23 protein-coding genes are annotated in these 26,172 nt (G+C 67.8%); 14 read left to right on the top strand and 9 right to left on the bottom strand.

What is annotated here, in order from left to right; translation table 11 throughout:
* Position 1: 1 nt before the first annotated feature.
* From thyA to FHS98_RS16930, 6 genes are all read right to left on the bottom strand, one after another.
* Positions 2 to 940, bottom strand: a complete 939-nt coding sequence (gene thyA, locus FHS98_RS16955) for a thymidylate synthase (RefSeq protein ID WP_167107986.1) — start codon at positions 938 to 940, stop codon at positions 2 to 4.
* A 67-nt stretch (positions 941 to 1,007) separates the two neighbouring features.
* On the bottom strand, positions 1,008 to 1,745 hold the full coding sequence (locus FHS98_RS16950) for a class I SAM-dependent methyltransferase (RefSeq protein WP_167107983.1): 738 nt from the start codon (positions 1,743 to 1,745) through the stop codon (positions 1,008 to 1,010).
* Positions 1,742 to 2,869, bottom strand: coding sequence for a peptide chain release factor 2 (prfB, locus tag FHS98_RS16945; protein WP_167107980.1), 1,128 nt, complete (start codon positions 2,867 to 2,869; stop codon positions 1,742 to 1,744). The genes FHS98_RS16950 and prfB overlap by 4 nt, the downstream gene beginning before the upstream one ends.
* A 106-nt stretch (positions 2,870 to 2,975) precedes the next feature.
* Complete coding sequence (locus FHS98_RS16940) at positions 2,976 to 5,459, bottom strand: penicillin-binding protein 1A (protein ID WP_167107977.1); 2,484 nt, start codon at positions 5,457 to 5,459, stop codon at positions 2,976 to 2,978.
* A gap of 85 nt (positions 5,460 to 5,544) precedes the next feature.
* On the bottom strand, positions 5,545 to 6,810 hold the full coding sequence (locus tag FHS98_RS16935) for an N-acetylmuramoyl-L-alanine amidase (protein ID WP_167107974.1): 1,266 nt from the start codon (positions 6,808 to 6,810) through the stop codon (positions 5,545 to 5,547).
* A gap of 141 nt (positions 6,811 to 6,951) precedes the next feature.
* Positions 6,952 to 8,199 carry an NAD(P)/FAD-dependent oxidoreductase gene (locus tag FHS98_RS16930; RefSeq protein ID WP_167107971.1) on the bottom strand — a complete coding sequence of 416 codons (1,248 nt, stop codon included), beginning with the start codon at positions 8,197 to 8,199 and terminating at the stop codon, positions 6,952 to 6,954.
* 181 nt (positions 8,200 to 8,380) lie between these two features.
* Here FHS98_RS16930 and FHS98_RS16925 point away from each other — a divergent pair, with 181 nt between their 5' ends.
* Both FHS98_RS16925 and FHS98_RS16920 read left to right on the top strand, forming a co-directional pair.
* Positions 8,381 to 9,310: an ABC transporter ATP-binding protein gene (locus FHS98_RS16925; protein ID WP_167107968.1), complete on the top strand. Its 930-nt coding sequence runs from the start codon at positions 8,381 to 8,383 to the stop codon at positions 9,308 to 9,310.
* Positions 9,307 to 10,506 (top strand): ABC transporter permease, encoded by a 1,200-nt coding sequence (locus FHS98_RS16920; RefSeq protein ID WP_167107965.1) that lies wholly within the window; start codon positions 9,307 to 9,309, stop codon positions 10,504 to 10,506. The genes FHS98_RS16925 and FHS98_RS16920 overlap by 4 nt, the downstream gene beginning before the upstream one ends.
* Positions 10,507 to 10,509: 3 nt before the next feature.
* Here FHS98_RS16920 and FHS98_RS16915 read toward each other — a convergent pair whose 3' ends face one another.
* Positions 10,510 to 11,277 (bottom strand): IclR family transcriptional regulator, encoded by a 768-nt coding sequence (locus FHS98_RS16915; protein ID WP_341786092.1) that lies wholly within the window; start codon positions 11,275 to 11,277, stop codon positions 10,510 to 10,512.
* Positions 11,278 to 11,592: 315 nt separating this feature from the next.
* Between FHS98_RS16915 and FHS98_RS16910 the strand changes: the two genes are divergently transcribed.
* The 8 genes from FHS98_RS16910 to FHS98_RS16875 all read left to right on the top strand — a co-directional run bounded on the left by FHS98_RS16910 (position 11,593) and on the right by FHS98_RS16875 (position 20,187).
* Positions 11,593 to 14,436, top strand: a complete 2,844-nt coding sequence (locus tag FHS98_RS16910; protein WP_167107962.1) for a TonB-dependent receptor — start codon at positions 11,593 to 11,595, stop codon at positions 14,434 to 14,436.
* A 128-nt stretch (positions 14,437 to 14,564) separates the two neighbouring features.
* The gene (gene fucP / locus FHS98_RS16905) at positions 14,565 to 15,797 is read left to right on the top strand and encodes an L-fucose:H+ symporter permease (RefSeq protein ID WP_243848090.1); all 1,233 of its coding nucleotides are present in this window, start codon (positions 14,565 to 14,567) and stop codon (positions 15,795 to 15,797) included.
* Complete coding sequence (locus FHS98_RS16900; protein ID WP_167107960.1) at positions 15,794 to 16,759, top strand: aldo/keto reductase; 966 nt, start codon at positions 15,794 to 15,796, stop codon at positions 16,757 to 16,759. The genes fucP and FHS98_RS16900 overlap by 4 nt, the downstream gene beginning before the upstream one ends.
* Positions 16,756 to 17,052: a UxaA family hydrolase gene (locus tag FHS98_RS16895; RefSeq protein ID WP_167107957.1), complete on the top strand. Its 297-nt coding sequence runs from the start codon at positions 16,756 to 16,758 to the stop codon at positions 17,050 to 17,052. Before FHS98_RS16900 ends, FHS98_RS16895 begins: the two co-directional genes overlap by 4 nt.
* On the top strand, positions 17,049 to 18,260 hold the full coding sequence (locus FHS98_RS16890) for a UxaA family hydrolase (protein ID WP_167107953.1): 1,212 nt from the start codon (positions 17,049 to 17,051) through the stop codon (positions 18,258 to 18,260). Before FHS98_RS16895 ends, FHS98_RS16890 begins: the two co-directional genes overlap by 4 nt.
* Entirely contained in the window at positions 18,257 to 18,988 is a 732-nt protein-coding gene (locus FHS98_RS16885) for an SDR family oxidoreductase (RefSeq protein WP_167107950.1), read from the top strand. The genes FHS98_RS16890 and FHS98_RS16885 overlap by 4 nt, the downstream gene beginning before the upstream one ends.
* 10 nt (positions 18,989 to 18,998) lie before the next feature.
* Entirely contained in the window at positions 18,999 to 19,844 is an 846-nt protein-coding gene (locus tag FHS98_RS16880; protein ID WP_167107947.1) for a fumarylacetoacetate hydrolase family protein, read from the top strand.
* Positions 19,837 to 20,187: an L-rhamnose mutarotase gene (locus FHS98_RS16875; RefSeq protein WP_167107945.1), complete on the top strand. Its 351-nt coding sequence runs from the start codon at positions 19,837 to 19,839 to the stop codon at positions 20,185 to 20,187. The genes FHS98_RS16880 and FHS98_RS16875 overlap by 8 nt, the downstream gene beginning before the upstream one ends.
* A 35-nt stretch (positions 20,188 to 20,222) precedes the next feature.
* On the opposite strand, the gene FHS98_RS16870 is transcribed toward FHS98_RS16875, so the two are convergent.
* Positions 20,223 to 20,612, bottom strand: coding sequence for a hypothetical protein (locus tag FHS98_RS16870; protein WP_167107942.1), 390 nt, complete (start codon positions 20,610 to 20,612; stop codon positions 20,223 to 20,225).
* 195 nt (positions 20,613 to 20,807) lie between these two features.
* Between FHS98_RS16870 and FHS98_RS16865 the strand changes: the two genes are divergently transcribed.
* The 3 genes from FHS98_RS16865 to FHS98_RS16855 all read left to right on the top strand — a co-directional run bounded on the left by FHS98_RS16865 (position 20,808) and on the right by FHS98_RS16855 (position 24,239).
* The gene (locus tag FHS98_RS16865) at positions 20,808 to 21,116 is read left to right on the top strand and encodes a hypothetical protein (protein WP_167107939.1); all 309 of its coding nucleotides are present in this window, start codon (positions 20,808 to 20,810) and stop codon (positions 21,114 to 21,116) included.
* Positions 21,117 to 21,253: 137 nt separating this feature from the next.
* Entirely contained in the window at positions 21,254 to 22,540 is a 1,287-nt protein-coding gene (locus tag FHS98_RS16860) for a hypothetical protein (protein WP_167107936.1), read from the top strand.
* 58 nt (positions 22,541 to 22,598) lie between these two features.
* On the top strand, positions 22,599 to 24,239 hold the full coding sequence (locus FHS98_RS16855; RefSeq protein ID WP_167107933.1) for a ShlB/FhaC/HecB family hemolysin secretion/activation protein: 1,641 nt from the start codon (positions 22,599 to 22,601) through the stop codon (positions 24,237 to 24,239).
* Here FHS98_RS16855 and FHS98_RS16850 read toward each other — a convergent pair.
* Positions 24,205 to 24,963: a winged helix-turn-helix domain-containing protein gene (locus tag FHS98_RS16850; RefSeq protein ID WP_167107930.1), complete on the bottom strand. Its 759-nt coding sequence runs from the start codon at positions 24,961 to 24,963 to the stop codon at positions 24,205 to 24,207. The two genes, FHS98_RS16855 and FHS98_RS16850, sit on opposite strands and share 35 nt — an antisense overlap.
* 368 nt (positions 24,964 to 25,331) lie before the next feature.
* Here FHS98_RS16850 and FHS98_RS16845 point away from each other — a divergent pair, with 368 nt between their 5' ends.
* Positions 25,332 to 25,946: a flavin reductase family protein gene (locus FHS98_RS16845; RefSeq protein WP_167107927.1), complete on the top strand. Its 615-nt coding sequence runs from the start codon at positions 25,332 to 25,334 to the stop codon at positions 25,944 to 25,946.
* Positions 25,947 to 26,172: the final 226 nt, after the last annotated feature.

Here is a 26,172-nt window from a genome sequence, read left to right as displayed (position 1 = left end):
CTCACACCGCGACCGGGGCGGCGATGTGCGGGTGGGGATCATAATCCACCACCTCGAAATCCTCGATTGTGTAGTCGAAGATCGACTCCGGCTTACGCAGGATGCGGAGCTTGGGCGTGCCGCGGGGCTCGCGGGAAAGCTGCTCGGTCACCAGATGCTCGTGGTTCAGATAGACATGCGCGTCGCCGCCGCTCCACACCAACTCGCCGGGCTCCAGATCGCATTGCTGCGCGAGCATCCGAATGAGCAGCGCCGCCGAGAAGGCATTGAACGCGAAGCCCAGCCCGAGATCGCAGGAGCGCTGCCACAGCATCCCCGACAGACGATCGCCCGAGACATGATATTGATAGGTCATGTGGCAGGGCGGCAGCGCCATCTCCTCCAACTCGGCGACATTCCATCCGGTGAAGATGTGCCGGCGCGAGGCCGGGTTGTGGCGCAGGCCGTGGACCAGCATGGCGATCTGGTTGATGCCGGTCGAGGCACGGCGGAACAGCTCGGGATGCACGGCGTCGGGCTCGAAGCGCGGCCAGTCGACCCATTGCTTGCCATAGACCGGGCCGAGATCGCCCCATTCCGCCGCGAAGGCGTCGTCGTCGAGGATGCGCTGCTCGAACGTGTCGCGGTCGATCGCCTCGCCCGAATGCGCGCGGTAGCGGGCGAGCGGCCAGTCGGTCCAGATATGCACCTTCTGCTCGACCAGCGGGCGGATGTTGGTGGAGCCGCTCAGGAACCACAGCATCTCGCGTGCCGCCACCTTCCAGGCAACGCGCTTGGTCGTGAGCAGCGGAATCGCGTCGTCGGCCAGCGGGAAGCGCAGCGTCGCCCCGAACAGCGAGCGCGTGCCGACGCCCGTGCGATCGCGGCGCTCGTCGCCTTGCGTCCACACCTGCCGCAGCAGATCGAGATATTGATGCTCGGGATGGCGGGGAGAGGGCATTCAGGCGCTCCGGGACGGGAAGAGCCGCACCATAGCGGCTTTGGCGGGGCCGGCCAGTGGCCGGGGATCAGAGCGCGCGGCCGCTGGCGTCGCAGGGGCGGATCGCGCTCGGCTCGGGGCGAGGCCCCCGCGCCACGAACAGCGAGAGATAGCCGCCGATCGAGGGCATGGGCACCTGCTTCACGCGTTCGAAGCCCACTGCCTTCAGCTCGCACAGCAGCAGGCCGGCCGGCGTGCCGTGGGCCGAGGTCGGCCGGTCGGCATCGACCACCACGAGCTGCCCGTCGGGCTTGAGCGCGGGCCGCACGTTCCACAGGAACTCATAGGGCTGCTCGATCTCGTGATACATGTGGACCATCATCACACGATCGAAGCTGCCCGTCGGCAGGCGCGGATTGGCCGGATCGCCGAGCCGGACGCTGACATTGTCCAGCCGCTCGCGGGCGACGCGCTCGGCGAGCTCGTCATGCACCTCGGGTACGATGTCCTCGGCCAGCACGCGGCCCTTGTCGCCGACGCGGGCGGCGAGGCGGATGGTGTAATAGCCCTCGCCCGCGCCGATGTCCGCGACGGTCATCCCCGGCCGGATGCCCGCCTTGTTCATCACCGCGCGGGCCTCGTTGACCTTGTCGCGCGATTTCTCGGTGGTGATGCTGTCCTGCTCCAGCGCCGCCACGGGGCGGGCGGGGAGGGGGAAGCCGTCCTTGTTGCGCGCCGGCCGGCTTTGCTCATCCGAGCCCCGCGCGCAGCCGGCGAGCGGGGCCAGGAGGATCAGAAGGCCGATCAGAGCGCGGGCCGACGTCAATCGACGTCCTCCACCTCCACCGTCTCGCCGGTCACACGCTGCGAGAGGGCGGCCGCCATGAATGGATCGAGCGCGCCGTCCAGCACGTCCGACGGCGCCGTGGAGGTGACGCCGGTGCGCAGATCCTTCACGAGCTGATAGGGCTGGAGCACATAGGAGCGAATTTGATGCCCCCAGCCGATGTCGGTCTTGCTGGCGTTGGTGGCGTTGGCCACGGCCTCGCGCTCGGCCAGCTCGCGCTCGTAGAGACGGGCGCGGAGCTGGTTATAGGCTTCGGCCTTGTTCTTGTGCTGCGAACGCTGGTTCTGGCACTGCACCACGATGCCGGTGGGCAGGTGGGTGATGCGCACCGCCGAGTCCGTGGTGTTGATGTGCTGACCGCCCGCGCCGGACGCGCGATAGGTGTCGATGCGCAGCTCGCTCTCGTTGATGACGATATCGATATTGTCATCGACTTCCGGGTACACCCACACCGATGCGAAGCTGGTGTGGCGGCGCGCGGAGCTGTCATAGGGCGAGATGCGGACGAGGCGGTGGACGCCGCTCTCGGTCTTGGCCCAGCCATAGGCATTCTCGCCCTTGAGCATCATCGTCGCGGACTTGATGCCCGCCTGCTCGCCGGCGTGATAGTCGATCAGCTCGACCTTCATGCCGTGCCGCTCTGCCCAGCGCTGGTACATGCGCTGGAGCATCGAGGCCCAGTCCTGGCTCTCGGTGCCGCCGGCGCCGGCGTTGACCTCGATATAGGTGTTGTTGGCATCGGCCTCGCCGGCGAGCAGTGCCTTCACCTTGTCGGTCTCGGCCCGCTCGGCGAGCGCCGCGAGCGAGGCGTTGGCCTCGGCTTCCATGTCGGTGTCGCCCTCGGCCTCGGCCATCTCGATCAGCTCGACGGTGTCGTCGCGGTCCGTCTCGATCGCCTTCACCGCCGCGATCGATTCATCGAGGCGGCGGCGTTCCTGCATGATCGCCTGCGCCTGCTTGGGATCGTTCCACAACGCCGGGTCTTCGACGCGCGCGTTCAGCTCGTCGAGACGGCGCAGCGCGCGGTCCCACTCGATGAAGCGGCGGACGAGCGCCATCGCGGCATTGATCTTCTCGACATGAGCTTGCGCTTCGGCGCGCATCGTCTGTTTTCCTTCGTCTCAACAACCCACCCGGAACATCCGGCGTGCCGAGACACGGTGCGGCGGGCGAAATGGCCCCGACGGGGGCACGCTATGAACGCGGGATTTAGTAAATCCCACCCTCTCTCTGCAAGAAGTCGCTGTCGCGGGGCGCCGCCTGCGCCTTGGGCGCTTCCTTGACCGCGGTTTCGCGCTTGATGGTGCGGCGCGGTTCGGTCTCGGGCTTGAAGGCTTCCCAGATGATCGGCGAGAGCGGATCGGGCGACGGCCAGCCACCATAGACGCGGCGGCCCGAATGACGATCGATCCTGACCATGCGGATGCCCGGCGCGTGGCGGAAGGGCACGACCGGATCCTTCGCCATCGTCGCCAGCGCGAACTGCTTGAAGATCGGCGCCGCGATCGTGCCGCCCTGCGCATAGCCGCCGAGCGGGCGCGGCTGGTCGTAGCCGAGATAGACGCCGCCGACGAGATCGGCCGATCCGCCGACGAACCAGACGTTGGTGGGGCCGGAGGTCGTGCCCGTCTTGCCGAACATCGGCCGGCCGAGATCGCGCAGGAGCGTGGCGGTGCCGCGCTGGACGACGCCTTCCATCATGTGGACGATCTGCGTCGCGGTGAGCGGATCGATCACCTGCCGGCCACGGACCGGCGGGCGCGGCATGGCCTTGCCGTCCCAGTCGGGCGCGTTGCAGCCGTCGCAGGGGCGGGTGTCGGCGCGCCAGATCACCTTGCCGTGGCGATCCTGCACATAATCGATCAGCGTCGGCGGCATCTGGCGGCCGAGATTGTCGAGCGCCGAATAGGCGTTGACCATCTTGAGTACGGTGGTGTCGCCGGCGCCCAGCGCGAAGGCGAGCTGGTTCGGATAATCGCCGACGCCGAGCTTCCTCGCCTGCGCCGTCACCTTGTCCATGCCGATCTGGCTGGCGATCCGCACCGTCATCAGGTTGCGGGACTGTTCGAGGCCCCAGCGCATCGTCTGCGGCCCGGCATAGTCCCGCCCGAAATTGCGGAAGCATTTGGTGCCGAGCCGCGCCGTCTGGAACACGCAGAAGGGGCCGTCGACCACGATCGAGGCCGGGGTCATGCCATTGTCGAGCGCGGCCGAATAGACGATCGGCTTGAAGGTCGAGCCGGGCTGGCGCTTCGCCTGGGTGGCGCGGTTGAAGCTCGCGCCCTTGAAGTCCCATCCGCCCTGCATGGCGAGCACCTGGCCGGTGTGCGGGTTCTCGATCACCATGCCGCCCGAGATCGCCGGGATCGAGCGGAGCGACCAGGTGCCGCCCTCATTCTTCACCACGATCACGTCGCCGGCGCGCAGGAAGTCGAAGGCGCGCCCGCCGATGCCGCGCTTGGGCATGATCGCTGCGCCTGCCGGGAGGACACCGGTCGAGCCGTCCTCGAAGCCGATCTGGGCGCGGCCGTCGCTCTTGGAGAGGACGACGGCCGCCTTCCAGTCGGCATAGCCGGTGCCGACATTGAGCGCGAGCAGGCGCCCCTGCCAGCCCTCGCCCACCTCGATATGACGGATCGGGCCGCTCCAGCCCTTGCCGGTGTCGTAGCGGACGAGGCCGTCGCGCAGCGCCTTCTCGGCCGCCACCTGCTTCTGCGGATCGAAGGAGGTGCGGACCCACAGGCCGCCGGCATAGACGGAATAGCCGCCGTCCTGTTCATTCTCGCCATATTTGTCGATCAGCTCGCGGCGGACCTCCTCGACGAAATAGCCCGGAGGCATGTCCTGCCTGACGGAGGCGCGGCGGATCGTGCCGAGCGGGGCGGCGTCGGCGGCCTCGCGCTGGGCCTCGGTGATATAGCCGTTCTTCTGAAGCTCGCGCAGCACATAAGCGCGGCGGGCGAGAGCGCGGTCTGCATCATGTTCGGGCGTATAGTTGCTCGGCGCCTTGGGCAGGATGGCGAGATAGGCCATCTCGGGCAGCGTCAGATCCTTCACGTCCTTGCCGAAATAGGCCTGCGCCGCCGCCTCGACGCCATAGGCGTTCCGGCCGAGGAAGATCTGGTTGAGATACAGCTCCATGATCTGCTGCTTCGAGAGCGTGTTCTCGATGCGGACCGCGAGGATCGCCTCGCGCACCTTGCGCTTCACGGAATATTCGTTGCCGGTCAGCAGGTTCTTGGCGACCTGCTGGGTGATGGTTGAGCCGCCGCGGGCACGTTCGCCCGAGCCATATTTGCGCGCATAATCGAACACCGCGCTGGCGAGGCCGCCGACATCGATGCCGTGGTGCGAGAAGAAGGTCTTGTCTTCGGCCGAGACGAAGGAATCGACCAGCAGCGGCGGAAATTCCGCATAGGAGAGCTGGATTCGCCGCTCGCGCGCGAAGGTGTAGATCGGCTGGCCGTCGATCCCGCGCAGATTGGTGGGCAGCGGCGGCTCGTAGCTGAGCAGCTTGTCGGTGGACGGCAGATCGCGCGCGAAGATCAGCCAGATCGCCAGCCACGCGACGAGGATCAGGGCGACGAACGCCCCGCCGATTTTCGCCCATCGCGACGTCAGCAAGCGGCGCCACCGCTCGCCGTCGCTGCGCTTGATTCTGATGGGGCCGCTGCTGTCCGCCTGATCGTCCATGTCGGTCTGCGGTCTAGCAGCTTGTGTGCGCTTTGGAAGCCGGCGCGGGGCGAAGGGCGGCGCGATCGCCGCCCCTCAGGCACGCTCAGTCCTTCATCGCGATGTCGGTGCGGCCCAGCCGGCGGGCGAAATGCGCCTCGACCGCGTGGGTGACGCCGACGGCGAGGCGGTGCTGATAATCCTTCGAGAAGAGGAGGCGGAGATCCTCCGGGCTCGACATATAGCCGGTTTCGAGCAGCACGGCCGGCACGTCGGGCGCCTTCAGCACGGCGAGGCCGGCGAAGCGGTGATAGGTCGTCTTGAAGTCCACCCGCTGGTCGGTCAGCTCGCGCTGGAGCAGATCGGCGAAGCGCGACGAGGTGTTCATCGTCTCGCGCTGGGTGAGGTCGATCAGGATCGACGACACGTCGTTCGACTGCTTGTCGAGATTCACGCCGTTCAGGATATCGGCCTTGTTCTCCTTGGCGGCGAGCTTGGCGGCCACCCGGTCGGACGACACCTCGGACAATGTGTAGACCGTCGCGCCGCTGGCATTGGAGCCGGGCGCGCTGTCGCAATGGATCGAGATGAACAGGTCGGCGTGCAGCCGCCGCGCGATCTCGCGCCGCTCGGAGAGGACGAGGAAGCGATCGTCGGATCGTGTCATCGCCACGCGCACGCGGCCGCTCGCGAGCAGCGCGTTGCGCACCGCCTTGGCGATGGCGAGCGAGGCATCCTTCTCGCGATATTTCCCGTCGATCGAGAGCGAGCCCGGATCATGGCCGCCATGGCCGGCGTCGATCACCACCAGCGGCTTGTCGGCGCGGCCAGCGACGGGCGGGATGGCAAGCTGATAGGGCTTCGGCTCGTCGAGCGGCACGGTGAGCCCGGTGCGCACCAGCGTGGCCCCGCCGGCCGAGGAGGAGCCGCCGCCATAGACGGTGCGTCCGGCGCGGGTGGCCGCCGCAAAGGCGCGCGGGCTCGCATCGGCGAGGCGCAGCACGAGCGATTTGCGATCGTCGGAAAGGCTGGCGGACCGGACCACCGTCGGCCCGGACAGATCGAACACGACCCGGCCGATCCCCGGCTTCACCTGGCCCACGCGCGTCTGGATGATCGGCCCGCCCGAGGCGCTGGCCGCGCCCGGCACGAGGCCGGCCACGTCCACCGCCAGACGGCGCGGCGCATCGAGCAGGAAGCCGGACGCGCCATCCACCGCCGTATCGAAGGCGAGCGTGATCGCGTTCCCGTCCACCGACACGGAACCGAGCGCCGCGGCGGCGGCGGGATTCAGCGGCGCGAAGATCGCACCAAGAAGAAGCAGCAACACGCTGCCCGCCTTGCGGCGGGCGTGTGACCGCGTCGAGTCCATTCGCATGAGCCCGTTGGTCCCCAACAGCGCTCCCCCGGCTCCCTGACTAGGGTGAGCACCTGTCGGCACGGTGAATGGCTGCGGTTAGTTTGTCATTAACCAATGGGGAAGTAATACGGGAGTGGAACGATGGGCTGTGTTTCAGTCGGGGGAAGTCGTTTCCGCGACCAGCGATTTCAACGGAACGGCGGCATCGGCAAGGCGCCGCGAATCGGCGACGATCCGGCCGTTCACCAGGGCGCGACCCTGGACATAGTCCTTGACGCTATTCACGCAGTCGAGCGCGATCACGCGATTCTGCTTGAGGTAAACGATGGAGAAGGCCCGCGAGGCGGGATCGCCGCGCAGGATTTCCTGATCGTGCCCCACCGACAGGCCCACGGTCTGGAGGCGCAGGTCATACTGGTTGGACCAGAACCACGGCACCGCATGATAGGGTTCCGGCTCGCCGGTGATCGCGCGAGCGACGACCGTGGCCATGTCATTGGCGTTCTGCACCGATTCCAGGCGGATCGGCATCCCTTCCGCGAACGGGTTGGCGTGGAGCGCGCAATCCCCCACCGCGAAGATGTCGGGCAGCGAGGTGCGGCCATGCTCGTCGACCGCGACGCCGTTGCCGCCCTCGGCGCCCGCCACGCGCAGCGGCTCCACCGCGGGCACGATGCCGATGCCGACGATCACCATCCCGGCCGGGACGATCTCGCCACCCGCCAGCCGCACGCCGGTGACGCGCCCATCCTCGCCCTCGATATGCTCCACGCGCGCGCCCAGCCGGACGTCGACGCCATGCGCGCGATGTTCCGCCTCGTAGAAGCGCGACAGCGCCTCGCCGGCGACGCGGGCCAGCACGCGGTCGAGCGCCTCCAGCACCGTCACCGTCTTGCCGAGCCTGGCCAGCACGGCCGCCGCCTCCAGCCCGATATAGCCACCGCCGATCACCGCGACGCGGGTGGTGGTCGCCAGTTCCTCCACCATCCGGTCGACGTCGGCGCGGGTGCGCACCGAATGGACGCCGCCAAGGTCGTGGCCCTCGCAGGCGATGCGCCGGGCGTGGCCGCCGGTCGCCCAGATCAACTGGCCATAGCCGATCGTCTCGCCATCCGCCGTGGTGACGCCATGGCCTTCGGGGTCGACCGAGACGACGCGGCGCCCGGTCAGCATCGCCACCTCGCGCTCGACCCAGAAGGATTCGGGGCGGATCAGGATTCGCTCGAACGGCTTTTCCTGTGCGAGATAATCCTTGCTGAGCGGCGGGCGCTCATAGGGAAGTTCCGGCTCCTCGCCGATGATCGCGATCGTGCCCGCGAACTTGCGCTGCCGGAGTGCGATCGCCGCCTGCGCGCCGCCATGGCCCGCGCCCACGATCAACACATCATATCGCGTCGCCATGTCCATGCCCTCCGTCCTTCTCCAGACCGCATTATGCGTGGCGGAGGGGTGGGAACAGCCTCTTTCCTTGGAGCAGGGCGGCTGGCATCGTGGCGAGAAGGGGCGGAAGAATGTCTGGAACCGTAACAGCTTGTTGGCTTTTGCCATCGATGGTGCCGCCGATCGGGAACGGGACACGGGCATGAGCGATATCGCGGTGGAGGCGCACGGTCTCGTCAAGCTGTTCGAGGGCGCGCGGGCCGTCGACGGGGTGAGCCTGTCGGTGCCGACCGGCAGCATCCACGGCGTGCTCGGCCCCAACGGCGCGGGCAAGACGACGACGCTGCGCATGTTGCTGGGCATCATCGACCCGGACGAGGGCTGGCGCGCGCTGTTCGGCGAGCGCGATCCGCTCCGCGCCGCCTCGCTGATCGGCTATCTGCCCGAGGAGCGCGGCCTCTACCCCAGCATGACGCCCCGTGACGCGATCGGCTTCCTTGGCGCGCTGCGCGGCCTGTCGCAGGCTGAGGGGCGCCGCCGCGCGATGGAACTGCTGGAAGGGGCGGGGCTCGGCGAGGTCGCGATGCGGCCGATCCGCACCCTCTCGAAGGGGCAGGCGCAGACGGTGCAGCTTCTCGGCACCATCGTCCACAAGCCGCGCCTTCTGGTGCTCGACGAGCCTTTCTCCGGCCTCGACGCGATCAACCAGCAGCGGCTGGAGGGGCTGATCCGCGCGGAGGTGGCGGAAGGGGCGACGGTGCTTTTCTCCACCCATGTCATCGCCCATGCCGAGCGGCTGTGCGAGCGGATCACCGTCATCGCCAGGGGCGGGGTCCGCTTCGACGGCAGCGTGGCGGAGGCGCGGGACCGGCTGCCCTCGCGCGTCCAGCTCCGTACCCGCCGTGACGACGGGCCATGGCGCGCGAGCCTTCCCGCCGACACCACGGGGCGCGATCGCGAATGGCGCTTCACGCTGCCCCTCACCGGCATCGAGCCGGTGCTGGAGGCGCTGATCGCGGGTGGGGCGGGGATCGAGGCGCTCCAGATCGAGCGGCCGAGCCTGCACGAGGCGTTCGTCGATCTCGTCGGCGAGCCGGTCGATCCGTCCGACGATGAGGAACTGGCGGCATGAGGCGGCTGATCGCCTCCGCCTGGGTGATCGCGCGGCGCGATTATACCGCGACGGTTTTCTCGCGCATCTTCCTGCTGTTCCTGCTGGGGCCGCTCTTCCCGATCCTGTTCGGCATCGTCTTCGGCGCCATCGGCAGCAATTCGGAGGGGCCGCCGCCACGCCCCGTCGTGGCCGTCGCCACCGATCCGGCATCGACGGGCGCGCTGCTGGCCGCGCGCGCGAAGCTCGCGAGCCGGCTCGGCGACGATGCCTTGCCCGATCTCGTGGCGGCATCGGGCGGGGATGCTCCGCGCCTCCTGCAAGGGCAGGTCTCCTATGCCGCGGTGCTCACCGGCTCGCTCGCGGACCCGCATATCACCCTGTCGGGCCGCGCGCCGGGGTCGACCGTCGACGATCTGTCGCTGCTGCTTGATACCGCGCGGGCCACGGCGGCGCTCGGCCGGTCTGCGCCGCCGCCGGTGGCCTTGCCCGAACGTCGCGTCGCCGCTTCGCCCGCCGACGAGACGCATGACCGGGTCGCGCTGGCGCGCGCCGGGCAGACGGCGCTGTTCTTCCTGATCGTGCTGCTGGCCGGCATGTCGCTCTCCACCTTCATCGAGGAGAAGTCGAACAAGGTGATCGAGGTGCTGGCGGCGGCGGTGCCGGTGGACGCCATCTTCCTCGGCAAGCTGGCGGGGATGCTCGCGATCTCGCTCACCGGCGTGGCGGTGTGGGGGGTGATGGGGGTGGGCGTGGTGCTGACGCTCTTCCCCACGCTGTTCGCCCACGCGGCCGTGCCGGCGGTCGGCTGGCCGGCGTTCGTGGCGCTGGCGCTGCTCTATTTCGTGGCGAGCTATCTGCTGCTCGGCGCCGTCTTCCTCGGGCTGGGTTCGCAGGCGGGCTCGCCGCGCGAGATCCAGGTGCTGGCGATGCCGGCGACGATGATCCAGCTCCTGCTCTTCGGCTTCGCCTCGGCCGGGGTCGCGCATCCCGAGGGCTGGGTGGCGAAGGCGGCGGCGATCTTCCCGTGGAGTTCTCCGCTGGCGATGCTGGCGCGCGCGGCGGAGCGGCCGGCGCTCTGGCCGCATCTGCTGGCGCTGGGCTGGCAGATCGTGTGGCTGGTGCTGGCGCTGCGCGCCGCGGCCGGGCTGTTCCGCCGCGCCGTGCTGAAATCCGGTGGCGGGCGGCGCTGGTGGAGGAGCGCCGCCCGCGCCTGACGATCAGGCGGTCCGATCGGCCGGGCCGCCCAGCTCGAGCGCCTGCGAGATCCGTTCCGCCGCCGCGATCAGCGCCGCCGTGGTGCCCGCCCGATCGACCTGCGCGCCCGCGCCGTCGACGAAGGGCACGGTCAGCGCCGCCTGCGCCGCGCCGTGCAGCAGCACCGGCGCCGACAGATCGGTGATGGCCGTGAGCATCGGGCTCGCCATGGCGACATGACCCGCCGCCTCGACCCTGGAGAGCCGGGCGGGCAGATCAGCCGATTCGATTCCAGCCGCCGCGATATCGCGCAGCATGGCGGCGCGGGCGGCCTCGGGCTGGAAGGCCAGCAGCACATGCCCCGAGGCCGACAGCGTCAGCGGGCGGCGATAGCCCATCCGCACCGCGAACCCGAGCAGACCCGGCGCCTCGACGTTCGCGACCACCACCATCTCCGCGCCGGAGACGATCGCGAGATGGCAGCTCTGCCCCGTCGCCGCGGCGAAATCATGCATTTCGGGTAGCGCGCACGTCAGCAGTTCCCGAACCGGCGGCTGCTGCATCCCGAGCGCGAAAAGGCGGTTGGTGAGCCGATAGCCCTCGCCGCTGCGCGCGATGTAGCCATGCTCTTCGAGCACTTGCAGCATACGGAAAATCTCGCTGACCGATCGCCCCAGTGCGGCCGAGATGTCCGACATCGGCATGGCGACCGTCGTGGCGGCCAGAAATTCAAGGATTTCAAGGCCTTTTTGCAATGCTGGCGCGCGATACTTCCCCTTTACCGTGGCCACTCCGCCTCCCTTTCTGTGTCCCGCACGGCCGGCGGATTTCCACGCAATTCTTGTAGGCGGCGGCGGCGCATCCCGCAATGAAATCACATCTGAAATACGATTTTATATTTCATATCGAGAAAACTGCTGCTACCGGGAGGCCAAGGCCCCGGCAGAACGACTGCGAGGAGAGGCCGTTGGGGAGGACATGCGACGGGCCAGGCCCGCACATCCCGCCTCCTAACTTTCACTGCGAGGGCTTCCTCGCGCATTCGATTGTTAGCGCTAACGGCCCGCGCCCAGAGCGTGGTGGCCCCGTAAGGAGGGGTTTGAATCATGAAGTTCCGTCCCATGCAGCATGAGTCCGCCCGCGCCGTGCGCGCCTTGCTGGCCGGCTCGTCCTTCGCCGTGCTGGCGGTTGCTGCACCGGGCGTTGCCTTTGCGCAGGATGCCGCCGCTCCGACGCAGGTCGCCGCCAACGCCGCCGCCACTGCCGCTCCGGCCGCCGCCGATCAGGGCCAGTCGTCCGTCGAGGGAGGTGCTCCGGGCGATGGCGCCATCGTCGTCACCGGCGTGCGCGCCAGCCTTCGTTCGGCCGAATCGATCAAGCGTAACTCGCCGCAGATCGTCGACTCGATCGTCGCCGAGGACATCGGCAAGCTGCCGGATCGCAACATCGCCGAAGCGCTCCAGCGCATCTCCGGTATCCAGATCCAGCGGACCTATGGCGAGGGCAGCGCGGTCCAGATCCGTGGCCTCACCCAGGTCCGCACCGAGCTCAACGGGCGCGACATCTTCACGGCCGGCGCGCCGGGCGACGATGCCAAGAGCCCTCCCGGAACCCTGAGCCTCCAGGACGTGCCCTCGGAACTGCTCGCCGGCATCGACGTGTACAAGAATCCGTCGTCGGATCTGATCGAGGATCAGCTCGGCGGCACGATCAACCTGCGCACCCGCAAACCGTTCGATTTCGACGGCTTCAAGATCGCGGCCGCGGCCAGCAACACCTATTATGATCTGGTCAAGGAAAGCCGTCCGTCGGGCTCGTTGCTGGTGAGCGATCGCTGGGATACGGGCATCGGCGAGATCGGCGTCCTCGTCAGCGCCTCCTATCAGAAGACCGCCTTCCGTCAGGACACGATCTCGACCGAGCCGTTCAACACGCTCGACACCAGCCTGAAGGCGGACGGCACGCCGACCAATCAGGCCGACTATGACGCGGCGAAGACGCTCGGCCGTCTTGACCAGACGACGACGCTGGCGCACGGCACCGGCATCGGCGAAGTCTACGGCAATCGTCGCCGCTTCGGCCTGGATACGTCGGTTCAGTGGCGGCCCAGCAGCACGCTGGAGTTCACCGGCGAGGTGTTCCGCAGCGATTACAAGTTCCGGTTCGACGACTACAGCTATTTCGCCGAGCCTTTCGGCGCCCAGATGTCGCCGACGCCGGGTGCGGCCTTCACCTTCGCGCCGAACGGCGATGTCCAGAGCGGCACCTACCAGAATATCGCGCTTGCCGCGAACACCAGCCTCGAGACCCGGCATTCCGTCACCACCGACTATTCGCTGAATGCGAAGTGGAAGCCCACGGATCGCCTGACGATCACGGCCGATGGCCAGTATGTCGATTCGACGACCCACGACACGCGTTCGATCATCGGCCTGAACGGTTCGGGCGACGGCACGCTGGTGCAGGACATCACGGGCTCGGTTCCGGCCTTCTCGATCACCACGCCGGAGGGCACGAACAATCGTTCGAGCTATAATGCCGCTTTCTATCTCGACGACCTGAATCACTCGCGGGCCAAGGACAAGTCCGGCCGGATCGACGCCGAGTACCGGGTCGGCGGCCTCCTGCAATCGGTCAAGCTGGGCTTCCGTTACTCCGATCGCACCAGCTCCACGAGCGATACGGGTTATCGCTATACCCAGCTCTCCACCGTGCCGACCGATCTCGAGGACGTCAGCCTCAGCGACTTCTTCCGTGGCGATGCGGACGTGCCGGGCAGCGCCCTGTTCTTCTCGCGCGGCACGACGCTCAATTATGCCGATACGCTTTCCACGCTCGGCATCTCGTCGCCGGCGACCTATCTGCCGAGCGGAACCAGCGCCCAGTCCCAGAAGACCTATGCCGGCTATATCTCGGCCTATTTCAAGGCGGACCAGCTCCCGATCCCGATCGACGGTAATATCGGCGTTCGCTTCGTGCGGACGCAGGAGTCCAGCATGGGCTATTACCAGCAGACCGATCTCGTCACTCAGCCGGACGGGCAGCAGAGCACCGGCAACACGACGTCGACCCTGGTCGATTTCTCGAAGAGCTACAGCAACTGGCTGCCGAGCCTGAACCTGCGCGCGCACCTGACCGACAATCTGCAGCTCCGCTTCGCGGCGTCGAAGAACGTCTCGCGTCCGACGCTCACGCAGCTCAACCCGGCGCTGACGATCACCGAGCCGGGCAGCGCGCAGATCAATCAGGAGCATGATACGACCGGCGGCAATCCGTTCCTGAAGCCGATGAAGTCGAACAACCTGGACGTTTCGGCGGAATGGTACTTCTCGCACACCGGCTCGCTGACCGCCGCGGCTTTCTACAAGGATATCAAGAACTACATCCAGACCGGCATCTCGAATCGCGACGTCACCTTCACCGACGGCGTAACCGCGACCTACAACGTGACGTCCTACGACAACGTCGCCGATGCCAAGGTGAAGGGCGTCGAGGTTGCCTATCAGCAGTTCTTCGATTTCCTGCCGGGCGCGCTGAAGGGCCTCGGGATGCAGGCCAACTTCACCTATGTCGACTCGAAGGCGCCGAGCCCGGCGACCGAAGGGCCGGTCCACAACGTGTCGGTGGAGGGCCTGTCCAAGTACAACTACAACTTGGTCGGCATCTACGAGCGCGGCAAGATTTCGGCGCGCGTCGCCTATAACTGGCGCAGCAAGTTCCTGCTGACCACGTCCGGCAACGGCTCGGGCAACCTGCCGGTGTTCGAGAAGGCCTTTGGTCAGCTCGATGCGTCGATCACCTATGACGTGACCCCGCATTTCTCGCTGACGTTGCAGGGCGTGAACCTCACCAGCACGAGAACCTCGACCTATTACGGCATCGAGACCCGTCCGCGTGACTCGATCATCAACGATCGCCAGCTCAGCGGCGTCGCCCGGATCACCTTCTGAGGACGGTGTGATCGGATTAACCTTCCCCCTCGACTGCGGCCGGAGCCTTCGGGTTCCGGCCGAATTTTTCTGTCGTGCGATGGAAGGCTGTGGCGGGCACAGTGCCGGCCGGAGCGGGGAGGGGATCGATGACTGAATATGGAGCGCGCGCCGGTGCGGGGCGAGCGGCGATGGTCCTGACCGTCGGGCTGTTCTTCCTGTGGGGCGTCGCCAACAATCTCAACGACGTGCTGATCGCGCATTTCCGCGCGCTGTTCACGCTGGGCGATCTGCAATCGGGTCTGGTCCAGTCGGCCTTCTATCTGGGCTATTTCTGCTTCGCGATTCCCGCGTCGCTGGTGATGCGGCGCTTCGGCTACAAGAATGCGGTGGTGCTGGGCCTGCTGCTGTTCGGGGCGGGCGCGCTGCTGTTCTGGCCGGCGTCGGCGACGCTGAGCTACGGCTTCTTCCTCTTCGCGCTGTTCGTGATCGCGAGCGGCCTCGCCTTCCTCGAGACGGCGGCCAACCCGATGGTGGCGGCGCTCGGCCCGGCCGAGAGCGCCGAGCGGCGGCTCAATCTGGCGCAGGCGTTCAATCCGCTGGGCTCGATCACCGGCGTGGCGCTGGGCGCGCATCTGATCCTGTCGGACAGCGTGCGCGATCAGGCGGCCGGTGCGGCGGCGGTGCGGCTGCCTTATCTCATCATCGCGGCCGTGGTGCTGGGCTGGGCGGCGCTGATCGTGGCGACACGCTTCCCGGCGGTCGCGACGCGCGGGCAGGAAGCGGACGAAAGCACCCCCGGCGCCTTCCGCGCGCTGTTCCGGCGGCCGCGCTATCTGTCCGGCGTCGTGGCGCAATTCTTCTATGTCGGCGCGCAGGTCGGCGTGTGGAGCTTCCTCATCCGCTACACCGCCGTCGCGCTGCCCTCGCTCGGCACGAAGGAGGCGGCCTGGCTGCTCACGGCCTCGCTGGGCCTGTTCATGGCGGGGCGCTTCGTTGGTTCGGCGCTGATGGCGCGGGTGTCGGGCGCGCGGCTGATGCTGGCGTTCGGGCTGATCGACGCGACGCTGTGCCTCGTCGCGGTGACGGTCGGCGGGTGGATCGGCGTCGTGGCGCTGGTCGCGTCGAGCGCCTTCATGTCGATCATGTATCCGACGATCTTCGTCCTCTCGCTGCGCGGCCTCGGGCCGCTCACCAAGCCGGGTGCCTCGCTGATCGTGATGGCCATCATCGGCGGCGCGGCGCTGACCGCGCTGATGGGGCTGCTGTCGGACCTGACCGGCACGATCCGCGCCGCGATGCTGGTGCCGGCCTTCTGCTTCGCGGTGGTGGCGCTGTTCGCCCGCCTGCATCTTTCCGATCGGACGGAGGCGACGGCATGACTTTCGACCTCCCCACGCTCGGCATGGGCACGGCCGCGATCGGCAACCTCTATCGGGCGATGCCCGATGCCGAGGCGCACGCCGCCGTGCAGGCCGCGCTCGATGCCGGCATCCGCTATTTCGACACCGCGCCGCATTATGGCTTCGGCCTCGCCGAGGAGCGGCTGGGCGCGGTGATCGAGGGGCGCGGGGACGTCATCGTCTCCACCAAGGTCGGCCGCCTGCTCGTGCCGACCGGGGCGACCGGCGAGCGCCACGGCTTCGTCGATGCACGCCCGTTCGAGCCGGTGTTCGACTATTCGCACGACGCCATCCTGCGCAGCCATGAGGAGAGCCTGCGCCGCCTCCGTCGCGACCGGGTGGAGATCCTCTTCGCCCACGACATCGGCCGGCTTACTCATGGCGATGCCCATGAGGCGATGCTCGCCCGGTTCCTCGACGGCGGATATCGCGCGATGCGCCGGCTGCGCGACGAGGGCGCGATCGATGCGATCGGCATCGGCGTCAACGAGGTGGCGATCTGCCTCGATCTGCTGGAGCGGGTCGAGCTGGATATGATCCTGCTCGCCGGCCGCCACACGCTGCTCGACCGCAGCGCCGCCGAGACGCTGCTTCCGCTCTGCGAGGCGAAGGGCGTGCGCGTGATCGTCGGCGGGCCGTATAACAGCGGCATCCTCGCCCGTCCGCTCGCCGAGGCGACGAACCTCCATTACGACTATGCCGCGCCGCCGCCCGCGATGGTGGCGAAGGCCCGCGCGATCGAGGCCGAGGCGCAGCGCTTCGGCGTCTCGCTGCCGGTCGCGGCGCTCCATTTCCCGCTCCGCCACCCGGCGGTCGCCAGCGTGATCCCCGGCATGGCGAACGCCGCCGAGGTGGCCGACACCGTCGCCCGCCTCGCGGTGCCCGTGCCCGAGGCGATGTGGGCGGCGATCGACGGCCTTTCCGTGGACCCTGCCCTATGACCCAGCTCATCCTGCTTCATGAGGACGACAATGTCCTCGTCGTCGTCGCGCCCGTCGAGGTGGGCGACATGCTCACCGTCGCCGGCGGCACCGTGCCCGCGCGCGAGGGGATCACCGTCGGCCACAAGGTGGCGCGCCACGCGCTCGCGGCCGGCGACAAGGTCATCAAATATGGCGCGCCGATCGGGTCCATGATCGCGCCCGCCGAGCCCGGGGAGTGGGTCCACATGCACAATATGAAGAGCGACTATATCGCCAGCCACACCCGCGCGGTGGTCGGGGGCGCGGCGTGATCGAGGGGTATCTGCGCAGCGATGGCCGCAAGGGCATCCGCAACGTCACGATCGTCGCCTATCTCGTCGAGTGCGCGCACCATGTCGCGCGCCGCATCGTCGACAAGGCGGACGATCCCGACGTGCATCTGGTCGGCTTCCCCGGCTGTTATCCGAACGCCTATGCCGCCAAGGTGATGGAGGCGATCGCCACCCATCCGAATGTCGGGGGCGTGGTGCTGGTGTCGCTGGGCTGCGAGAGCTTCAACCGCGAGCGCCTGCGCGCCGTGGTCGAGGCGAGCGGCCGTCCGGTCGAGCTGCTGGTGATCCAGGAGGTCGGCGGCACGGCGGCGACCACCAAGGCCGGCCTCGAAGCGGTCGAGCGCGTCCGTGCCGGAGCGGCGAAGACGCCGCGCGTGCCGATGGCCGTCGAGGAACTGGTCGTCGCCACGATCTGCGGCGGCTCGGACGGGACGAGCGGCATCACCGCTAACCCCGCCGTCGGCCGCGCCTTCGATCGCTTCGTGGCGGATGGCGCGACCTGCATCTTCGAGGAGACGGGCGAGCTGGTCGGCTGCGAGACGATCATGGCGACCCGCGCGATCACGCCCGAACTCGGCCGCGAGATCGAGGCCTGCGTGGAAAAGGCCGAGCGTTACTACACGACGATGGGCTTCGGCAGCTTCGCGCCGGGCAACGCCGAGGGCGGGCTCACGACGCAGGAAGAAAAGTCGATGGGGGCCTATTCCAAATCGGGCTCCTCGCCGATTAGCGGCATCATCAAGCCGGGCGATCTCGCGCCGACCGGCGGCCTCTATCTGCTCGACGTCGTGCCCGACGGCGAGCCGCGCTTCGGCTTCCCCAACATCTCGGACAATGCCGAGATCGTCGAGCTGATCGCGTGCGGCGCGCATGTCACCCTGTTCACCACGGGGCGCGGCTCGGTGGTGGGCTCGGCGATCTCGCCGGTCATCAAGATCTGCGCCAACCCCGAGACGGGCCGCCGCCTCGCCGCCGACATGGACGTCAATGCCGGCCGCATCCTCGAAGGGCAGGCGACGCTGGCGCAGGTGGGCGACGAAATCTACGACCGCGTGATCGCGGTGGCTTCAGGAGAACGCAGCGTGTCCGAAGAGCTTGGCCATCGGGAATTCATCCTCACCTACAAGGCGTTCGAGCCGGTCGGCCCGGCCTGCCTGCCGACCCGCGCCCAATCGGTGCTGGCATGAGCGGCCGTCTCGCCGGCAAGACTGCGCTGGTGACGGCGGCGGCGCAGGGCATCGGCCGCTCGACCGCCGAGCTGTTCGCGGCACAGGGTGCGCGCGTGATTGCGACCGACATCCGCGAGGATTTGCTCGAAGGGCTTATCGGCTGCGAAACGCGCCGCCTCGATGTGACCGACGCGGACGCCATCAAGGCGCTGGCCGCCGAGATCGGCACCATCGACGTGCTCGCCAACTGCGCGGGCTTCGTCCACGCCGGCTCGATCCTTGAGTGCGACGAGGATGCGTGGGACTTCTCGGTCGGCCTCAACATGACGGCCATGTATCGGATGATCCGGGCCTTCCTGCCGGGCATGGTGGAGAAGGGCGCGGGCTCGATCGTCAACATCGCGTCGATCGCGAGTTCGGTGAAGGGCATCCCCAACCGCTTCGCCTATGGCGCGACCAAGGCGGGCGTGATCGGCCTCACCAAGGCGGTCGCGGCCGATTTCGTGGCGAAGGGCGTGCGTTGCAACGCGGTCTGCCCCGGCACGGTGGACTCGCCCTCGCTCCAGCAGCGCCTGCGCGACACGGGCGACTATGAGGCGGCGCGCGCGCAGTTCGTCGCGCGTCAGCCGATGGGGCGTCTGGGCGAGCCGGGCGAGATCGCCAACCTGATGCTCTATCTCGCCAGCGATGAGTCCGCCTTCACCACCGGCGCTGTTCACGTCATCGACGGCGGCTGGATCAACTGAGGAATTTGCGATGAAGCTCGTTCGCTATGGCGCGCCCGGCGCCGAACGCCCCGGCCTGATCGACGCCGATGGCCATATCCGCGATCTGTCCGCCCATGTCGCCGACATCGCAGGCAACGTGCTGACCCCGGAAGGCCTCGCCAGGCTCGCCGCGATCGATCCCGCCAGCCTGCCGCTGGTCGAGGGCGATGCCCGCTTCGGCCCGTGTGTGGGTCAGGTCGGCAAGTTCCTCTGCATCGGCCTCAACTACTCGGACCATGCCGCCGAATCCGGCATGACCGTGCCGCCCGAGCCCGTGCTCTTCACCAAGGCGACCAGCGCCATCGTCGGCCCCAACGATGATGTCGCCATCCCGCGCGGCTCGGTGAAGACCGACTGGGAAGTCGAACTCGGCATCGTCATCGGCAAGGCCGCCAAGTACGTCACCGAGGAAGAGGCCGAGGCGCATATCGCCGGCTACTGCCTCATCAACGACGTCTCCGAGCGCGAATATCAGCTCGAACGCCACGGCACCTGGGACAAGGGCAAGGGTTGCGACACCTTCGGCCCGATCGGGCCCTGGCTCGCCACCCGCGACGAGATCGCCGACCCGGACAATCTCAAGATGTGGCTGGAGGTGAACGGCCATCGCTATCAGGACGGCAATACGGCCACGATGGTCTACAAGCCGGCCTTCATCGTCCACTATCTGAGCCAGTTCATGACGCTGCACCCCGGCGACGTGATCTCCACCGGCACGCCGCCGGGCGTCGGCATGGGCCAGAAGCCGCCGGTCTATCTGAAGGCGGGCGACGTGATCGAACTCGGCATCGAAGGGCTCGGCACGCAGCGCCAGAACGTCGTGGCCGATGCCTGAGCGGCACGTCCTGTTGCTCGACCTCGTCGATGATGCGGCCGCTATCGCCCGCTACGAGGCGTGGCACGCGGCAGGCGCACTGCCGCTCGCGATCGGGCGCAGCATCCGCGGGGCGGGGATCGAGGCGATGGATATCTATCGCGCCGGCACCCGCCTCGTGATGGTCATGGAGACGGGGCCGGATTTCGATCCCGTCACCAAGGCCGCAGCGGACGCGTCCGATCCCGACGTTCAGGTGTGGGAGACGCTGATGGCGAGCGTCCAGCGCCCGATCCCGGCGGCGGGCGAGGGCGAGAAGTGGGTCGCGGCGACGCGCATCTTCTCGCTCGCCGAGCAGCCCTGACGAGAGCGTGGCCGGGGCTGCCCCCGGCCATCGCCTCAATAGCCGAGCGTCAGGCCCAGCGCGTAATATTTGGGGCCGGCATTGCCCTTGATCGCGAGCTTGGGGAGCAGCGGCAGCGCCACCGTGCCATAGGGCCGGGTATGATCGCCGCTGATCCTGACGCCGGCGCCGATCTTCGCGACCGCCGGGATCTGATAGGCGGCCTCGATCCGGCCATAGGCCCGCGTATAGTCGTTGGCGACCAGCACGCCGACGCCCGGCGTCAGGCTGAAGCCCGCCATGCCGAAGCTGTAGCCCGCGCCCAGCTCGCCGCCCCAATGGCCGTCGGCCCGCGTGCCATTGGCCTCGGCGCCGATTCCGGCCGATGCGGCGGTGGCGCCGCCCAGCGCCAGCAGCGCCGCCAGCGCGATGCTCGATCCCTTCATCCTCATTCCCCTTGTGCCTCAGGCCCCTGTCGCCTCGCGGGCTAGGTATCGGGCGATTACACCCGGATGAACGGCGGGATGGACCGAGTCCTCCCTGCGGTGGGTTGCGCGAGGGGCCGCGCGGCCGGGTGCTTTTGCTGCAATGCGACAAAAGAGGCTTGGACATTGCGCCCCGCGGCCCCAATGTAAGGCGGTATGGAAACCAACAAGATCCTGTTCGAGGCGATCGCCCTGCATAAATGCGTCGTCGCAACCTATAACCGCATGGTCGTGACCCTCGCCCCGCATATCCTCTACACCCGGCACGATGAGCTGTTCATCGACGCCGTCACCCTCGAGCGCGACGGCCAGCCGCCACGCGAGCTGAAGCTCGGCACCTTCAAGCTGGCCGGACTCAAGGATCTGGCCCTGTCGCCGGACCGCCAGTTCACCCGCAGCGAGCTGTTCGAGGCGCAGGATCCAAAATATCAGGGCGTCACCCTATTCGCGGTCGAAGCGGCCTGAACCAACGCCCTGCCGCCGCTCCGGCACGTCCGGGCGTGGCAGTAACAATCGCTAATATTCATTGAACTTGGGAAATCCGCGCATATCGCGGTTCCCGCCCGCGTTGGCAGCTTCCTACGGTGAGGGAGGTTGTCATCATGAGCAATCGCACGAAAATCTTGAGCAGTTCGCTTCTAGTGGCGACGCTGGTTGTAGTGAGCGCATGTGAATCGTCCGGCGGCACGCATCTCGCGGGCATTGGTGCTGGCGACGGAGGAGGCGGCAGCAGCAGCAGTGGCGGTTCGAGCAGCTCGGGCGGCAGTTCGAGTGGCGGCAGCTCCTCCAGCGGTGGCAGCAGCAGCTCTGGCGGCAGCAGCTCTTCCGGTGGCAGCAGCAGCTCGGGTGGCAGCAGTTCCTCCAGTGGCGGCAGCAGCAGTTCAGGCGGCAGCAGCAGTTCGGGGGGGCTTGGCGATCTTAGCGGGCTGCCGCTCGGCTATATCACCGGCAATGGCGGCGTCGGCGGAACCGGGGTTCTCTCCAATGTCGGAACGCCGGGGCAGCCTTCCCCGCTCGCTCCTGTCCTGGTGACGGCCGGCAACGCTGCGCTTGGGCTCGACCAGCCGCTGACGGGTGTCACGCAGACCGTGAACGGCCTGGTGCCGACTCTGGCGCCGGTCACGAATTCGATCACCCAGACGGTCGACAATCTCGGCACAGCGCTGAATGGCGCGGCCACCGGCAAGGTCGCGCTGGTTGATGGCGTGACCCAGTCCGTTTCCCCGGTGGTGACTGTGGGGTTGGGCGGCGCCAATTTGCTGGGCGGCAAAGGCAGCTCGCTCATCAATCTGGGGGTCGGCCAGGGAGCCAGTTCGAATGGCTCGCTCGTGAACCTCAATCTCGCGAGCACGACGCCGGTGCCGACCGTGGGGAGCCTGCTTGGCGGCAGCAGTGTTGGTGGTCTCGTCAATAACGTGACCGGCGCGCTGCCGGTTACGGGCGCGGTGCAAACGGTCGTGAACTCGGTCGTTCCGACGTTGACGGATACCGTGTCGGCCGTTCTGCCATCGGCCACGTCGGGCGGCCTTACCGGATCGCTGCCCGTGGTGGGCGCGGTGCTCGGCGGCCTGTCGGGGACGTCGGCGACGGCGTCTGGCAGCGTGACGGGGAGCCTGCCCGTGGTGAGCACGGTGCTCGGCGGTCTGTCCGGAACATCGGCGACGGCGTCCGGTAGCGTGACGGGCAGCCTGCCTGTAGTAGGCGCGGTGCTCGGCGGCACGGCCTCGGCCAGCGGCTCGGTGGCGGGTCTCGGCGGTGCGACGAATGCTCTTTCGGGGGTGACCTCGACGGTAGCTTCCACCGTGAACTCCGTGACGGCTGCGGCCCCGCTTAGCGGTGTCACCGGCGCGGTGAGCGGGCTTCTCGGCGGCCTGACAGGCCATCACTGAGCCTTCCTGTTGCGGGCGGGCAGGGGGCCCGCCCGCATCCTCTTCTCGCGATGGTGCCATGCTGAAATATCTCTATGCCGCACTGCTGGTGGGGGGAGCTGGTTCTGCTTACGCGCAGACCACGCCCGGCAGCCCGGCTGGTCTTCTGATTGACCAGGGGCGGATCGACCGCCTCCCGTCGCAGACGCCGCCTCCCATGGTTCAGCCTTCGAACGCGGTGCCGGATCATGTCACTTCGGTCGACAAGGGCGTGGGCGACCATGCCGTGACGATCCGCGGCGTGCGCTTCGACGGCAGCGAGGTGCCCGAGCGGGTGGGCGACGCGGCGCGGCCGTTCCTCGGCCGCCCGGCGACCACCGAGACGCTGAGCCTGCTCGCCAATGCGATGTCGACTGCCTACGGCAAGTCGGCCGTCGCCCTCTACACGTTGGCCATCCCGGCGCAGAGCTTCGCGGGAGGGGTGGTCCATGTCCGCGTGGCGGAGGGCTATGTCGAGCAAGCGATCGTCACGGGCGACGTGACCCACAGCTCGGTGAAGCTGGTGCAGCAATATGCGGCGACGCTCGCCGCCGAGCGGCCGCTGCGTCGCGCCTCGCTGCAACGCTGCCTGTCGCTGATCCGCGATATTCCGGGGTTGACGGTCGACGTGAAGCTGCTGCGCGGCAGCCGGCCGGGGGCGGTGAAGCTGGTGCTGATCCTCAAGCAGAAGACGCACGCCGTCTCGCTGAGCTTCGACAACCGCACGCAGGAGGGGCTGGCCCAGGGCGAGTTCAACGCCACGGGCAAGCTCTACGGCGCGCTCCGGCCCGGCGACGAGACGGACCTCAACCTCGCGACCGCCGCCAATTTCCGCAATTACGGTTATGCGGGGCTCACCCATTCCACGCCGATCGGACACAACGGCACGCGCGCCAGCGTCTCGATTGCCCATCTCAACACCCGTGCGCGCCATTCCCATGTGAAGGGCAATGCGGACATCCTGTCCTTCTCGATCAGCCATCCGCTGATCCGCTCCTACACGCGCAACCTGTTGCTGAGCCTGTCGATCGACGGCGTGAACAGCGACAATGCGGTGCTGGGCTCGCTGCTCTCACGCGAGCGGACGCGGGCGGTGCGTGGTGCGGCGAGCTTCACCGACGCGGGCGCGAAGCACAGCCTCGCCGCTTCGCTGACGGTCAGCCGCGGGCTGGATATCGCCAATGCGGATACCAACCTCACCTTCGCCGATCCGCGCTTCATCAAGGTGAACGGGCGCGTCTCGCTGGATCGCGCGCTCGGCAAGCGCTTCGTGGCGCGGCTGGCGGGGGCGGGGCAGTGGGCGGACGACGCCTTGCCGGCGGTCGAGCGCTTCATCGTTGGCGGTGCCGATTTCGGCCGCGCCTATCCGGTGGCGCTGCTCGCCGGAGACCGAGGGGCAGCCGGCAGCGCGGAACTGGCCTGGCGCCCGCCGCTTCCCAAGGCGTTCGAACAGAGCGAGCTCTACATTTTCGGCGACAAGGCCACGGCGCATTATCTGGAGCGCGGGCCATTCCCCGCCGCCGACTATGATATCGCATCGGCCGGTGTCGGGGTGCGCGTGGCGTGGCTCCAGAAGGCGCAGCTCGACCTGGAGGGCGCGCGGCGTCTCGAGCGGCCCTATGCGGGCTATGAGAAGGGGTGGCAGCTCAATGTTGCGTGGCGGCTGTCGCTGGGACGCTAGGATCGGCCACCCGGCCGACCCGCCCTGCGAAGACATATCCCGCGTTGCGCGCGGATCTGAGCGGCAGCTCCATCTGCGCGCAATCCCACACCTTGCGCCTGAGCTTGGAGATCAGCACGTCGAGCACGCGTTCCCGCTCGGCGCGGCCGTTGATGCCGGCGAGCAGCTCCGCCCGGCTGCGGATGGCGCCGGCATTGCCGATCAGCAGCCCCAGCACCGTATATTCGCTGCGGGTCAGGCGCACTTCGCGCAGATTGGGGGCGACCAGCACCCAGCGATCCGCCTCCAGCCGCCAGCGCCACGGTGTCTCGCCCGCGCGCGGCATGGTGAGGCGCGAGGGCGCGGTGCGCGTCGCGTTGCGCAGCACGGCGGTCAGCTCCCGCTCGTCGACCTGCGCGTCGAACACATGATCCGCCCCCAGCGTGAGCGCGAGGATGCGCTGTTCGGCCGGCACGTCCGCCGCGATCACGATCAATTGGCCTGCCACGCGCTTGCGGATATCGGCCAGCATCAGCATCGCCGCCGGATCGATCGCCTCGACCGCCACGATCACCACCTCGCCGACCAGGCGCACGCCGACGGCGGCCTCGGGCCGCTCGATCGCATGATGGCGCAGGAAGAGGCGTGCCCGCGCCGCGGCCGGCGCGATGACGTCCGGCGAAGCGAGGCTTGCGATATGGACGAGGTCCGCCGGCCGCTCCTCGCGTGGCATGATCGCGTTCATGACGGACTTTTCCGTCCGGCTATCGGGGCCGCCCCACGCGGCCCGCCTGTTTCGCTCTGGTCGCCCATCCCACGTCCCGTCCCTTGCGTGACCGTACCACGCCGAGTGTCCCGGTCGATGGCACGACACGAATAGCCCTAGCCAAATGCGGTAAAGGAGCGATTAAACCGCAGAAGACTTCGGATTCCCGGTGATAATAACACAGTATATGTCGAGAAATTCGACTTTAGTATAAGGAGAGAATGCCGAATTTTTCGGCGTGATGGGCTGCTCGGGGTCGATGCGGCCCGCCAATGCCGGATAGTCGCGCCGGGCGACGTCTCTCGCTATCTCTGCGTGCGAGAGCGGTCTCCACGAAGGCGCATGTGATGTCCGACGATGTGTATTTCTATGATCCCGACGAGGGGCATGGTCTTGCTCATGATCCCTTCAAGGCGATCGTGGCCCCGAGGCTGATCGGCTGGATTTCCAGCCTGGACGGGAAGGGGAGGCCCAATCTCGCGCCCTACAGCTTCTTCGGCGCCTTCGCGAGCAAGCCCGCGGTGATCGGCTTTTGCAGCGAAGGCTATAAGGACAGCATCCGCAATATCGAGGAGACCGGGGAGTTCGCCTGGAATCTGCCGAGCCATGTGCTGGCGGAGCGGATGAACCGCAGCTCCGCGAGCGTCCCGCCCGATGTCGACGAATTCGCGCTCGCCGGGCTGACGGCCGCGCCCGGCCGCAACGTCAGCGCGCCTCATGTGGCGGAGGCGCCCGCGGCGCTGGAATGCAAGCTGACGCAGATCGTGCGCCTGACCGATCGGGACGGAGGTGTCATGGGCAACTGGCTGGCGCTGGGGCAGGTAGTCGGCGTGCATATCCGCCGCGAATTTCTCCGCGACGGCCGTTTCGACACCCGTGCGGCCCAGCCGGTCATGCGCGCGGGCTATCGCGGCGACTATGCGCGGATAGGCGAGATGTTCGAGATGCTCCGTCCGGCGTGATTCTATCGGTTGGGAAATCGGCTGAAGGAGCATTCTGGTGATCGCTGGCGGCCTGGATAGACACTAACCCATTCATCTACATGGATTTTCGAAAAAAGAGAGGCGGCCCTTAAAAAAGTTCATGACGAATCGTTGACGCCAGCGATGAGTGGGCATAGACAGCGCCTCGTCAACGGCGCTTCGCCACTTGGTGCGGCGCGGTTTACCGCGACATTGATGCCTGGTT

Origin of the sequence: Sphingomonas oligoaromativorans (assembly GCF_011762195.1) — a bacterium.
GTDB lineage: Bacteria > Pseudomonadota > Alphaproteobacteria > Sphingomonadales > Sphingomonadaceae > Solisphingomonas > Solisphingomonas oligoaromativorans.
Note: the sequence above shows the minus strand (reverse complement) of the source record. Positions and strands in the feature narration are given on the sequence as shown.